10 protein-coding genes are annotated in these 14,252 nt (G+C 38.7%); 5 read left to right on the top strand and 5 right to left on the bottom strand.

Going from position 1 to position 14,252, the window contains the following annotated elements; all coding sequences use genetic code 11:
• Positions 1 to 39 precede the first annotated feature (39 nt).
• Both D0469_RS06410 and D0469_RS06405 read right to left on the bottom strand, forming a co-directional pair.
• Complete coding sequence (locus tag D0469_RS06410) at positions 40 to 288, bottom strand: hypothetical protein (RefSeq protein ID WP_117325809.1); 249 nt, start codon at positions 286 to 288, stop codon at positions 40 to 42.
• Between the two features lie 215 nt (positions 289 to 503).
• A complete protein-coding gene (locus tag D0469_RS06405; RefSeq protein WP_117325855.1) occupies positions 504 to 1,196 on the bottom strand; it encodes a glycoside hydrolase domain-containing protein in 693 nt (230 codons plus the stop codon).
• 239 nt (positions 1,197 to 1,435) lie between these two features.
• On the opposite strand from D0469_RS06405, the gene D0469_RS06400 reads away from it, so the two are divergent.
• On the top strand, positions 1,436 to 2,317 hold the full coding sequence (locus D0469_RS06400) for an HAD family hydrolase (RefSeq protein WP_158553370.1): 882 nt from the start codon (positions 1,436 to 1,438) through the stop codon (positions 2,315 to 2,317).
• 555 nt (positions 2,318 to 2,872) lie between these two features.
• Here the strand turns inward: D0469_RS06400 and D0469_RS06395 are convergent.
• Positions 2,873 to 3,220, bottom strand: coding sequence for a hypothetical protein (locus tag D0469_RS06395; protein WP_117325807.1), 348 nt, complete (start codon positions 3,218 to 3,220; stop codon positions 2,873 to 2,875).
• Between the two features lie 420 nt (positions 3,221 to 3,640).
• Here D0469_RS06395 and ggt point away from each other — a divergent pair, with 420 nt between their 5' ends.
• Both ggt and D0469_RS06385 read left to right on the top strand, forming a co-directional pair.
• Complete coding sequence (gene ggt / locus D0469_RS06390; RefSeq protein WP_233522962.1) at positions 3,641 to 5,338, top strand: gamma-glutamyltransferase; 1,698 nt, start codon at positions 3,641 to 3,643, stop codon at positions 5,336 to 5,338.
• 127 nt (positions 5,339 to 5,465) lie between these two features.
• Entirely contained in the window at positions 5,466 to 6,620 is a 1,155-nt protein-coding gene (locus tag D0469_RS06385) for a M20 family metallopeptidase (protein ID WP_325048930.1), read from the top strand.
• Positions 6,621 to 6,779: 159 nt separating this feature from the next.
• Here D0469_RS06385 and D0469_RS06380 read toward each other — a convergent pair whose 3' ends face one another.
• Positions 6,780 to 8,201, bottom strand: a complete 1,422-nt coding sequence (locus tag D0469_RS06380; protein ID WP_199478390.1) for a PTS transporter subunit EIIC — start codon at positions 8,199 to 8,201, stop codon at positions 6,780 to 6,782.
• A 173-nt stretch (positions 8,202 to 8,374) separates the two neighbouring features.
• On the opposite strand from D0469_RS06380, the gene D0469_RS06375 reads away from it, so the two are divergent.
• Positions 8,375 to 10,087 (top strand): amylo-alpha-1,6-glucosidase, encoded by a 1,713-nt coding sequence (locus tag D0469_RS06375; protein WP_117325804.1) that lies wholly within the window; start codon positions 8,375 to 8,377, stop codon positions 10,085 to 10,087.
• A 704-nt stretch (positions 10,088 to 10,791) separates the two neighbouring features.
• On the opposite strand, the gene D0469_RS06370 is transcribed toward D0469_RS06375, so the two are convergent.
• Complete coding sequence (locus D0469_RS06370) at positions 10,792 to 11,637, bottom strand: manganese catalase family protein (protein ID WP_117325803.1); 846 nt, start codon at positions 11,635 to 11,637, stop codon at positions 10,792 to 10,794.
• An 815-nt stretch (positions 11,638 to 12,452) separates the two neighbouring features.
• Here D0469_RS06370 and D0469_RS06365 point away from each other — a divergent pair.
• Positions 12,453 to 13,763, top strand: a complete 1,311-nt coding sequence (locus D0469_RS06365; RefSeq protein ID WP_233522961.1) for an MFS transporter — start codon at positions 12,453 to 12,455, stop codon at positions 13,761 to 13,763.
• Positions 13,764 to 14,252 lie beyond the last annotated feature (489 nt).

Raw genomic sequence — 14,252 nt, 5'->3', positions numbered from 1 at the left:
CCGAATGAGGGTGGAGTACTTACCAAAAACAGCCGGATATTACAGCGGCTGTTCACTATTTTTTTTTAATACTACTTTAACAATATTTACTGCGTCAGGCTTAATAGCGGGCTCTGTAACAAATGCTGAATTACAGAAAATCGTTTTAAGGTATTGTTTAGCAAATTCTAAATCTTGAAAGTGGTTAGCTTCTAAAATATTGCTTGTTAAATGTATCGAAGATCCTTCCATAGGCAGTGATCGTACATATTTCTGATTACAGCTTAATACAAAAGATGTGATGACCATAAAATATATCCCCTTGTCTGAGTGCCATTGTTTGCCCATTTTAAAAGATAGTAAACTAGCAGATTGCCGGATAGGGTTTACACGAACGCTAATTCATGCGAAATTCAATAATTGCCCCCATCATTTGACGGGAGCAAGCAGGGGTTTAATTCATGTGTATTTTTAAATAAGAATTAAGATCTTTGAAAGAGCTTACTAAAATAGATAAACTCTATTTAATATAAAAAATTGTAAAGTTTATCGTTTATGATATTTGTGTCAATTGGACAAGCAGTGGCATCTCTTCCATATTGCCAGCCCCATGTGTTCGATTGACAATTAACTGTTTTTGGCCCAAACCTTGGTGCATTCTGCTGTTTTGTAGCACCTGTTTCAGGCTCCGCGCTCCAAAGTATACTTTCAATAGCTATTTTTTCATTATTTTTCACTGCCTCACAAAATTCTCTATTAAATTCTCCTATCAGAGGATCGTGGTAGTAACCGCATCTATACCCGCTGGTTCGAATCGTTGAAAACCATCCCTCAATCCACGCACTATCCACTTGAAAAAAACGTTCTATATTAGCAAACAAAATTTTACCTTCAGGAATATTCAATCTCCTTGCGTGTGCCACAGCATTTTGAGCGGTGATATTTCCGCTTCGCAGACCAACAGCCGAACGAAAGTTGCTATAAATCGGCATGACTCGAATACCGTTTTTGTGAAGGAATAAAATTTCATTTCTGGTTAAGCCTTCTGCTGCACCTTCCACTCTGGATAGATATCTTCCCCAATAAAGCGGCTTTCCATAGCTAATTGTTACGCAGTTTAATATTTCTTGATTAACGGATAAAGCTGAATCCACTCCCCATAAAAATGACACATTTATCACCTCACTTATAACTGTATTACTTTGCTGTATGTACATATTCATAAAAATTAAGTGTAACCGGTACGTGAAATGAGATGCGGTTTACCGGATAAAATAACAAAATTGGAAGACGTTTTAAAAAAAACAATCTCAACGAATAAACTTTTATCAATGCTAAAATACTATATGGTGCTCAAGTAATGGATTCTCTGAGACTAAATGGTGCATCATACAAAGAGAAATAAGTTGATGGAATTTTTTTTTGGACTTTAACACGGGAGAGGGAGGCAGTCAGCTTGTACACTAAAAGTAAAGTGATTATATTCGATTTGGATGGAACACTTTATGAAGACACACATCATTTTGATTTTTATGCAAGACGGCTTCAAAGCAAGCTGCTTGCCGCCAAGCAAAATGCTTTTTGGGATGATTACCAATTAGCACTCCATGGGAAACATCCATTGAAAATAGGCAGAGTATACGATGTGCAAAAAGACCTGATTTTACAGCAGGAGCACAATCTCGTAAAAGAGGCTTTCATGTGGGATGGCAGTCCACTGAGTAATGAAGATATACTGCCAATGTATCCGGGACCTATTAAGATGGACTTGGAGAATACGATAAGTATTGGTGACTTATGGTGGCTGCCAGCCTCAATCGCCAGGCATTATGGGCTGGATGCTGCAAGTGGAAGGGAAGCATTCCTCGAGACGAGAAGTTTTATGATGAGTCCTGAATTCGTGATGGCAAGAATACATGGTTTTGGGGAAGCTCTCTACGCATTAAAAGATAAGGGCTTCAAGATAGTATTACTGACAAACAGTCCAGAAAAGGATAGTGAAGTTATTCTCACAAAGCTTGGTTTTAAATCGGTTTTTGACAAAAAAGTTTTTGAAGCGCAAAAACCAACCCATACAGCCGAGCGCTTTAAAGAAATCAGTGAATTTTTTCAGGTTAAATACAATGAGTTACTCAGCATTGGTGATAACTTAGTCAATGAGATTCTCCCGGCGAAAGAGCTGGGCTGTTCGACAATCCTCATCGATCCACATGAAATTGGACAAAAAAGCGATGCTGATGAGGTTGTTAGAAACATTTCAGAGCTGATTCCTTTGTTAAAAGGGCTTCCTGTAGTGAATCATTTGGAGTCAGCAGCTGATACCGCTTTTCCGACATAAGCTGGTTAGATTTTTGGACGCAACCGATTTAAAGTACTGCTTATATTATTTTCAGAAATCACATTAGTGAAACAAGACAGGATGGTCGGTGATAAAATCCGAAAATTGCCGATAAAATTCGGAAGTCGCTGATAAAAACCGAAAGTCGACGATAAAATTTGGGGAGTTGCTGATATATCCTTGAAGTTGCTGATAAAGTAACCAATTTAAAGAAATATAGAAGTCTATAGGGTACAGGGTATGAGTATGTAACCCTCTAAATTCCATTTCTTCGCTTAATACTAGTTGAAAGTAACCCATTGTTGCCAACCGGAAATAAAAATTGCCCCTTTAAAGGAAAAAAAGTCATTCAAACAGTCAGTTTTCTCCTTATAAACATTATATTTTTAAGAGGAAATACAGTTTTATTCCCATATACCCCCATTAGTCTTCAATTTCATCTTGATCATTCTCTATAGTCAGCTAAGTATAGAAAAGATGTGATTTTTGTAGTTCTATTAACTCGTTTAATAACCGGAGGAGTGGTTGTTTTATTAAAAATACCCCTTGATTTAATCAAGGAGTATATTGATTCGCACCGTATGGAGGAACTTGAAGCTGATTATAACCATATTGAGTATCCTGATACTGACTAGCAATGCTTGGCTGATTGATGTATGGCTGATTATATTGAGGAACTTGCGGCTGAGGAGTTGGTGCGGAAAGACGCTGTTCCCATCTGCGATTAACTGCCAGGAATTGATCTTCAAGGAATCCGGCTTGTTCATGGGTAAGTTCTAACACAATCTCATTGTTTGAATCATCGTAAGCTGTCATTAATACATAGCTTTCATTGTCCCGCGTTACATTTCCGACTCGCAGATACAAGTTTTTAATTTCCAATCGCAATTTCATACTGTCCATATGGCACGCCTCCAGTTGAATTCAACTAAGGATAACATTTACAAGTTCGATTGGAAATATACAATTGCAACTAATAACTGTTTTTTTATTTACGTGGAACACATTTTCATAAGAAATTTTTAGCACATGTAAAAAAGATAAATGCTAAATAAAGATTTATTATGCCTTTAAAAACAAGTCAGACAGTAATAGAGATTTCGGATAGTAAATCACTCATCTACGGTTGAAATATACCCATTTCAGATAGTTAATCATATTGATTCTATCTTTTTTTGTGTTCACATAGAAGAATTTAACTTGTTTTACATACATCTTTTAAAGGGAAAGAAATGTATAACATTATAACCCAACTAATGAGTGGGTGACGTGTTGCATGTAATTAAAAAAGTTTTTAAGTCATAGCAGAAGAGGGTCATGGATATGAAAAATGTTTATAAAAACCAGAAAACAAAAGATTTGAATCAACAAAGGGCCATGGGGAAGTATGGAATGGTGGCCAGTGCGATGAATGAGGCAACGGAAGTAGGCGCCGAGGTATTAAGAAAAGGCGGCAACGCGATGGATGCCGTTGTTGCAGTGCAATTTGCATTAAGTGTTGTAGAGCCATACAACACAGGAATTGGAGCTAGTGGTTTTATTATTCATTATGATAATAAAAGTAAGCAAATGAAGGTCATAAATGGTCACTCTCAAGCGCCAAAAGGCATTACGAAAGACATGTTTGTAGATAACGAAGGGAATATCATTCCTCATTTTCATAGATCAACCGTAGCCAGTTCAGTAGCTATACCTGGAATAATAAAGGCAATGGATACCGCATTAAGAGAATTTGGAACCATGTCTTTAGACAAATTGATTGAACCAGCTGTCCAACTTGCGGAAAACGGTTTTACAGTAAATTGGCATTGGCAGGAGGCAATAGAAAAACTTGGGCATCGATTAGGCGATGATGGGCGAAGATTTTTTATCCCAGAAGGAAAACCGTTAGTTGAAGGAGATTGGGTTACAAATACAAACCTTGCAAAAACTCTTCGTATTCTTCAAAAGCAGGGCGTAAAGGCACTTTATGAGGGAGAAATAGGAAAAGCGATTGTGGATACATTGCAAAAAATGGATGGGATAATGAACATAGAGGACCTCAACCAATATGAAGTTAAAATAGAAGAGCCGATTACAGGTAAATATAAGCAATATGAAATTGCTGCTCCGGGGCCTCCAAATGCAGGAGGACTAAGTGTAATCCAAATGCTTAAAATTCTGGAAGGTTTTCAAATAGAAAAACACAATATTTCCTCTTGGGAAAAGTATTACTTGCTATCTGAAGCAATGAGATTAACATCAGCAGACAAGCTTGCTTATTTAGCAGATCCTGAATTCGCTGATATCCCTATTGAGGGGCTCCTGCATGATGATTATATAAAAGAAAGACAAAATTTGATTAATTGGAAGGCAAGAAATCCTTTAATTGACTGTGGAAATCCTTGGCCTTACCAGGGTAGCAGCAACAAAAAAGGTGAAGTAAAGGCAATACAAACAACAGGTGGAGAAACAACCCACTTCACAGCCGTAGACAGGTGGGGCAATATTGCCGCTTGCACCTCATCGATAGAACATGTCATGGGGTCCGGCATTATGGTACCTGGCTATGGTTTTCTACTAAATAATGATTTAACTGATTTTTGGCCGGAACCGCAGCGCACGAATAGCATTGAACCAAAAAAATTCGCAAGCAGCTCAAAGACGCCGACCATTGTTTTTAAAGATGGAAAACCAGTGCTGACACTAGGTTCCCCAGGTGGCCCGACGATTCTTTCCTCAGTTTCGCAGGTTCTCATAAACATTCTTGATTATAAAATGGATGTGAAAGATGCTATTGAGGAACCAAGAATTTATAACAGCACGGGCCCATACATTTGGTGGGAAGAAGGATTAAGTAAGGAAATAAGAGATAAGCTCGGTAAAATGGGCTTTGAATTTTTGGAAAATGCTAAAACAATTGGAAATGTCCAAGCAATATTAATTGACCAGGAAAACGGGAACCTCTATGGGGCCGCTGATTCCAGCAGACCTGGAAGCGCAATAGGCATTAACAATGTTACTTCAAAAAAGTTCGGTTAACTCCGGATTTTGATGAAAAACTCCCTTTTTTATACGGTCTATTTTCACGTTTATTCTCAAATTTCAAGTTTAAGTGAAATCCAAGTGAGGAATGGAAATAGGGATTATATTAAAGGAGGATTCAGATATGGACCAAATAGAATCATACCTTGAAAGCAAAATGCCTGAGATGAACAGCTTATTGAAAGAACTTGTGAACATTGACAGCGGCTCTTATTATAAAGAAGGTGTAGATAAAGTTGGCAATATTATCAGAAGAAAATTTGAAGAACTGGGCATGTATGTGAAAGTTCACAGGGAAACCGAATATGGAAACCACCTTGAGATCAAGTGTGACAAGGAGTGTGAGCCTAAGATAATTATTATTGCCCATATGGATACAGTGTTTGGTGTGGGTGAGGCTGAAAAAAGACCATTCAAAATCATTGGCGATAAGGCTTATGGGCCTGGAGTAAGTGATGAAAAAGCCAGCCATGTTGCTGTGCTATATGCTTTAAAGGCTTTAAAAGAAAATGGCTCGGATGCGTACAAAAATGTACATCTTATCTTTAATAGTGATGAAGAGATAGGATCCCGCACTTCAAAGGCGATTATTAAAGAAGCAGCTGAGGGTAAGGATTTCTCTCTTGTCGTTGAATCAGGGAGACCGAATGATGCAGTTGTTACAGAAAGAAAAGGAGTTGGAAGGTTCATTTTTGATGTAAAAGGCAGAAGCGCGCACGCTGGAGTAGAGCCGGAAAGAGGGAGAAGCGCAATAGTAGAACTCGCCCATAAAGTAATCAGTCTGCAAAATTTAAATGATTACGAACAAGGATTATCAGTTAATGTAGGCTTAATAGACGGGGGAATTTCGTCAAATACAGTCGCACCCGAAGCCAAAGCACAAGTTGACGTAAGGGTGAAAAATATGAAACAAGCAAAAGAAATTACAGCCAAAATAACAGAAATAGCTCACGACGAACATATTAAGGGTACTGAAACCGAAATTTCCGGAAGAATCGGCAGGCCGCCAATGGAAAAAGTGGAAGGAGCAGAAACTCTTCTAAACACTATTAAAGCTGTTGGTAAAGAATTAGGAATGTCGATAACTGAAGTCAGTACCGGAGGCGGCTCCGATGCAGCATATACCACGACAGAAGGAGTTCCAACTGTTGACGGCATGGGACCGCTTGGAGAATTCTCACACAGCGAAAAAGACGAATACGTGGATTTGAAATCATTCCCGAAACGAACGGCTCTCCTAGCTAAAACAATTGAACGGTTAAGCAGCCATTTGCATTAACTTGATAAAACAAATCTTATTTCTGCTTATTATTTAAGAAAGCAATAAATAAAGAACGAAATCAATGCCAATCTACGACTAAGTTTTTCCAATACCGTGAGATTTAAATAAACAAGGACAGGTCCAGCCTGTCCTTGTTTTATAGGAATCTGTTTAAATTTAAGCCTCCAAATCCTCATTTTTAAAGCGTTTGCTTTTTGAAAAAAGGAAGGTGATTAAGGCTGTTAAGATAATGGTCATTATGTTGCCTGTGAAGTATACGCCCCAATATTCAGGGAAGACAGACAGGAAGGAGAAGAGTCCGCCTACACCAATTGATGTGGCTTTCACATCAAAGTATGCCAGGAATCCACTGCCGATAGCGCTTGCAAGCATGACCGCAATAAATGGGTAGCGGTACCGCAAGTTTACTCCATAGATAGCTGGCTCTGTAATACCCAGCCATGCTGAGAAGGATGAAGTAAAGGCAACGTTTTTCATTTTCTTATTTCTTAGAATAAAGAACATTGTTAATGCAGCCGTACCTTGTGCCAATGTTACAGTATCGCCGATTGGCCATAGAGTTACATAGCCTAAGCTTCCTGCCATCTGCAGGTTTACACCAAGGAATAAGTGATGCATTCCAGTAATAACCAGCAATGGAGAGATAAAGGCATAAAATGCACCCGCAAAAACTGGAGCTACATCAAACAGGTACACCACTCCATCAGTGATCCAGTTGGCCCCGGTCATTGTAATAGGCCCAATAATCGTGAAAGTTAAAAACGCAGTCAGCAATAGGGCTATAGGTGATACAATAATCAATTGGATGGCATCAGGAATTCTCTTTTTAAGGAAAATTTCAATCTGTGCCAAAAGATAAGCAGCAACTAAAACGGGAAGGACTTGTCCTTGATAACCAATCTGTTCAATCTTAAATCCTAACACATCCCAATGCTTAACCTTACTTGGGTCAGCTGCATAATCGTAAGCTGACATTAAAGCTGGATGAACTAGAATTAAACCTAAAACAATACCTAAAACAGGATTTCCGCCGAATTTCTTCACTGCAGACCATCCGATTAAGGTAGGGAGGAATGTAAAGGCAGCATTAGCTACTAGATTGATAATCTGTGCGATTCCTGCAATGCCAGTATGTACTTCAATTACTGACTTCTCATAAAATAGGCCAGGATTTGCAAGAAGATTGTTAAAGCCCATTAATAGACCGGATGCTACAATCGCCGGAAGGATAGGGATAAAGATATCGGCCAGCGTTCTAACCGCCTTCTGGATAACGCTTTCTTTTGCACGGGCATTTTCTTTTACTTCTGCCATAGAACTTTCTTTAATTCCGGTTTGCTTGATAAATTCACCATAAACCTTTTCTACTAAGCCAGGTCCTATGATTACCTGAAACTGGCCGCTTGCAAAGAACGTTCCCTTCACAATATCAAGATTTTCAATACTTTTAACATCTGCTTGATCTTTGTCCTTGAGGACCAGACGCAATCGGGTTACACAGTGGGATGCGCTTTCAATATTGTCCGCACCGCCTATGTAACTAATAATCTGTGAAACGCTTTCCTTTAATTCAGACACGATGGACACCTCTTCGCTGTTTTAACATGTATATACAAGAGCTACAATATTTTAAATTGTTTCACTTGTCAAGCAGAAAAATGATAGCCCTTTCTTTTCTTGACTAATTTTCATACTATGATAAATTAGGGATAACTTGTATATACATATTATGTTAAAGGAGTTTTTTAAAAGTGAATTTAACAGATATACCGTTTAGTTTTTACGGTTCATATATGTCCATTAATTTTCAAGAAAAGGAAACAGAGTCAGGATTGTATCTAAATAGCCTAAGAGGCAAATCCAAAAACCATATGAATGTAATGAAGTTCATTCCTTTAAAAAATAATGAGCCCGTTCCGTATCAGTACGAAGCTGACTTCTCAAAGATTGTATTAACACTGCCTGGCGGGGAGATTAGTATCTGCTTTGATGGAGATTCCCGCATTGTTGTAAAAGGTATTGGAGATAATGTAGGCATCCGTTTTGATACGCAGCCAGTTTATAATTTTGAATATAACTTCCTGCTTGGTAAGAAAGGGGAAGAATATTGCCTTATCAACAGTTATAAAAACCTTACAAAATTCATGATTTACAGTCCTAAAGGAAGCGTTTCACTTAATCAGGATATCCAATATGATGCAGCTGGAAGCTCAGAAAAAGCAAATAACTCTTCGATTATTCAAGTACAAGCTGATGGGGAACAATTCTTATGCATAATTGAAGATATTCCTACAAATGCTGCTATTCCTGATAAATTGGAATATGATTTTGATCAGATTGTTGCTGAATCAAAGCAAAGCCTTTTAGATTATTATTCTAAAATTCCTGCTGTTGAAGAAAAATATCATGAGGCACTCATGCTTGCAGCCTATACTAATTGGTCGACTTTTGTGAAGCCTGAAGGAAACTTAAAGAGATATACGATGTATTGCTCCAATAAAAATTTCCCGGGTGCCTGGAGCTGGGATCATTGTTTCAATGCCTTGGGACTTGCCGGTGTGGATAATGATTTGGCTTGGGATCAAATGGCCGTTCTATTCGATCACCAAGATGAGCTTGGGCAGATTCCAGGCTCAGTCAGCGATTCCACCATCCGCTGGAACTTTGCAAAACCTCCTGTTCATGGCTACTTTTTTGGAAAAATGATGGAGAAAATGCCTTTCACAGAAGAACAAATGAAATTAACATATCAATACATTGAAAAACAGATTAACTTTTATTTAAAGTACAAAGATTCTAACCAGGATGGGATTTGTGAATATCACCACGGAAACGACTCTGGCCAGGACAACAGTACTGTTTTTAGTCAGCCTGTTGTAGTGAACAGCCCTGATTTAACTGCTTTTATCATTAAAGGCATGGATCTATTGGCATCACTTGCAGAAAAATTCAACAACAAAGATCAGCAAAGGTATTGGATTGAAAAAGCCGACAAGCTTAATGAGCTGTTCATTGACTATTTCATTGAGGATGGTCTGCCGGTCGCCAAACGTATGTTAAATGACGAAATCATCGAAAGCAATGCAGTACTGCCATTCGTGTCGCTTATCTTAGGTAAAAGGCTGCCTGATCAAATCCGACAGAAAATGATTGAGGTTATCACAAGTGAACGCTTTCTGACAAATTGGGGAATTGCTACCGAAGCAATTGATAGTTCTGATTATGAAGCAGACGCCTACTGGCGTGGACCAATTTGGGCTCCATCGACTCTTTTATTTGTGGAAGCACTGAAAGACTGCGGGAAACATGAAATTGCTGGTGATATAGCTGAAAGGTTCTGTGAAATGGCCCGTCTAAACGGCTTCCCGGAAAACTATGAAGCCACTACCGGAAGGGCACTGCGGGATAAATCCTTTACCTGGACCGCAAGCACATTTGTCCATTTTGTTTCTCAATATAAATAACTAGAAGTTCAAAGAGCCGCTCAAAGGGAGCGGCTTATTTTTATTGCTTAAAAATTCATTCTTCGCTGCATAGCAAATCTTTCAATTGCCCCAATCTCGGCAACCTATTTTCAAAATGTAACCTTACTTACAAAACTTGCATTGAGAACATTGAACTCCCCATGTCATCAAGGCACTCAAGTATAATGGTTTTTTTGAAATGTAATATTCGAAATGGGAAATGACTGCGGAAAAAGAGGACAATTATGGAATTAATCGTCATTTATTAAATATATCTATAATACCTTTTTAATGAGTAGGTGTTTTTATTAACCGCATTAGGGTAATAAAAAGATATACATACAATATGGAGGCGTCTTAACTTATAATGAAAGTACTTTTGCTTACGATTTTAATTGCAGCTGTATATATAATTTTTAAAAATGTATTGAATAAAGTGAGAAACCGGTGACTCTTTAGAGTACTTCTGATAGTTACTGATTAGAACAAAGTTATAAAGTACTAGGTCTGATTCTTAAATGAAGTTTAGTTATACATCAACAGGGAACCGCAATTTTTTGATGTTGAAGATGGTGAGTGAGAGTAGGACACTTTTGAATAGTGTCTTTTTATTTTATCTAAAACTATGTATATTTGCAGTCTTCACGATTTTCTTTTGAAAATAAACAAGATGCACTATTAGAAGCACATCTTGTTTATAAGCCTTATTCTTTAGAGGTTAATTTAGTTAAATCTAAGTCATGATGTAATTTATCAGAAGGTATGCTAGGATTAGGAACTTGTCCTTTTGCTACAGGTTCTTGTATATATACAAATTCTCCGGAACCATCTGGTGCACTTCCTGTAGCCCAAAGGCCTTCGGAAGACTCACTGCCTTCTGAAAGGTTCCAAAATTCATAAGCTTGTGGCTGCGCTTCCTTTTCCGCTTCAGGAGGGAAGGAAGCTGGCACTACCACACCGTTTTTCTCTTCTAACTCTGCAATCGCAGCCATCCATTGGTATTGATGGTAACGGTCACGAGCAAGCATTTTACGAAATGTTGCACGGACACCTTCATCTGTTGTCATATGATATAGACGAGCTACTTGAAGTCGCCCCTGACTTTCTGCGTGCAGATTAGAACGCATATCAGCTAATAAGTTTCCACTAGCTACAATATAAGCACCATTCCAAGGCACACCATTTGAATTAGTTGGTAAGCCCCCAAGACCGCTTACGAGTAAATGCTGTGGATTGACTCCACCCATTATCGCAGCAATCTGAGGATCTTTAGCAGCTTCAGCCTGATCTTCTGGAGAAGCACCATCTAGCAATTGGCTGATAAGTGAGCATAGCATTTCAACATGCCCTATTTCCTCTGTTCCAATATCCATTAACATGTCTTTATACTTTTCTTCACCACGACAATTAAAGCCTTGAAAGAGATACTGCATCATAACAGTCATTTCTCCAAATTGGCCACCAAGTACTTCCTGTACCTGACGGGCGAGCATAGGATCTGGACGGTCTACTTTTACCTCGAACTGTAATTGCTTTTGATGACGAAACATAACATCCTCCTTTAGTAAATAAATTCTATACTTTGTTACCCATGATTTCTTTCTATTAATCATTTTTTTGAAAATTATGGACGCATCAGTCACAGTTAATGAAAATTAATTGGTTTAATAGTGCAAGCAAAGTTTTATTTATGTTTTGTGAGTTCATCACCTAGTGGCGTACTTTTTTATTATTAACAAGGACAATACAAGTGAAATTGGTGATACGGAAAGTTTGGATTTTTATAGGGAAGTGTTAATGAAAGAGGGAAGTTTTATAATCGAGAAAATACTTAGAGGTTATGTCCATCATTATTTTTATGGAGGACGATTGACAACAATTATATTAAGTTTGTATGGTTTATTAATTGTAGGATTTATAACATTATCTATCCTCTTTGGTGTTGCCCGTATCTAAACATTTGGAAGCTCAGGATGAAAAGTAAGTCAAACTTATTTCCTAGGAAACTTCAATCTACTACTTTTAACGATAGTGCAAAACCAAGTATTTGAACATACATTTTTTTAGCGTCGATAGCGGTTTAAAGTGGAAAATAAGTACAGTCTATCCGCGTGACTTTTTCATGCCTTAAAAATATTACTAAACATATCGAAAAATATAAATTAGGTTAATCACTGCCCTTTCTGTTTGGCTCAAATATTATTTCTTTTGGAATTTTTATAGAAAAAATAATAATCGAAATATTTCCTCATAAGTTAAATTACTATCCTTTAAATAATACTGATTTAGGTTTTGAAAAATGGAAAAGTAACAATATAGGGGGAATAAAAGCGATGCGACCGTTAAACAGAAGGCAGTATGAATAGTGTTAAATCAAGAAGATAATTCAAGCGAGTATAACAATCCAATAGTACAGCAATATTTGAATAGTCCTGAAAAACTGAAGCAATTACATCGGCGTACTCTTTTTATTGTTGTTCTTTCACAGATTTTTGGAGGAGCGGGACTTGCAGCCGGCATAACAGTGGGGGCTCTCATCGCGCAAAACATGCTGGGAAGCGACAGTTATGCTGGTATTCCATCTGCATTGCTTACTTTTGGTTCTGCGGGTGCAGCGATGCTGGTAGGGCGGCTCTCCCAGCGATTTGGACGCCGGACAGGTCTGGCATCTGGATTCTTAGCCGGCGGTGCAGGTGCTGTTGGAGTAGTGATGGCTGCTGCAATTGACAGTGTTTTACTACTTTTTGCGTCCTTGTTAATTTATGGTTCAGGAAGTGCAACTAACCTGCAGGCCCGCTATGCTGGCACTGATTTAGCCGATTTTAATCAGAGGGCAACAGCGATTAGCATTGCCATGGTATCAACTACATTCGGTGCTGTAGCAGGTCCAAACCTGGTCAATGTTATGGGGGAATTCGCTAAATCAATGGGGGTGCCTTCTCTTGCGGGACCATTTATTCTCGGAGCTTTTGCCTACACACTTGCCGGCTTTATATTATTAATCTTACTGCGTCCGGATCCACTACTCGTTGCGAAAGCAATGGAAGACATGAACAAAGACGAACGAGTTGGCATTGCTAACACTGAGTCAAATCATCATGCAAAAAATCAGCGGGGAATTGTGGTTGGAGCTTTGATCATGGTCTTAACCCAAATGGTAATGGTTGCGATTATGACGATGACTCCAGTACAAATGAGACATCACGGTTATGATTTAAGGGAGATAGGACTCGTCATTGGTATCCATATCGGTTCCATGTACCTGCCATCCCTCATTACAGGAATCCTCGTAGACAGGTTGGGACGTACTGTTATGGCAATTGCTTCAGGCACCACTTTATTGGCTGCAGGTATAGTGGCCGCTGTTGCTCCTGTGGAATCCATGGCAGGATTTATTGTCGCTCTAGCACTGCTTGGTATTGGGTGGAACTTTGGCTTAATTAGTGGCACGGCACTTATAATTGATTCAACAACAGCATCAACACGGGCCAAACTACAAGGATCTGTTGATGTATTCATCTCTTTATCCGGAGCATCGGGCGGGGCACTATCCGGTCTGATCGTAGCCCATTCCAGCTACCCGGCTCTATCAATTGCAGGAGGCATTCTCTCATTGGTCATCATACCTGTTGTTTTCTGGCTTTGGAGTAAGAACAAAAATGTTCAAGCTGGCTAAAGCTGTACAAACAAGATAAATTATTGAACCATTCATTCCAAATTAACTGATATTAGATTAAGTCATTGGCATCAATAAAATCAATAGGTTCTGAATCACTCAGAACACTTTCGGAAGTCATTTCGAAAAATTCGGAACCTGCTTCCGAAACACTAAGAATACTTTCGGAAGACATTCCAAATCATTCAGAACCAGCTTCCGAGACATTCGAAGCCCTTACTGCATTTTAAAATTCCTGATCCGACACTTTCAGAACTGAGAAGGGGAAATTTATCTCATCTCTATTTACAATAATTAAAGTCACAAACGGCCGCAGAATATTCAGGGAAAACCCACCCTTTCTCCTTGGCCTGTTAATGGGGTAAGTTGATTTCCGTTCCAGGCGCTTCGCATTCAGCGGGGCGGGCGGTGAGCCTCCTCGTCGCAGACCATTCCGAACCCCTTTTGTCGACAATCTGTGGCTGCCATCTATTGGCAGTCTTTTTTGTG

Origin of the sequence: Peribacillus saganii, assembly GCF_003429095.1 — a bacterium.
Lineage (GTDB): Bacteria > Bacillota > Bacilli > Bacillales > DSM-1321 > Peribacillus > Peribacillus saganii.
This window is presented reverse-complemented; position numbering and strand designations above follow the sequence as displayed.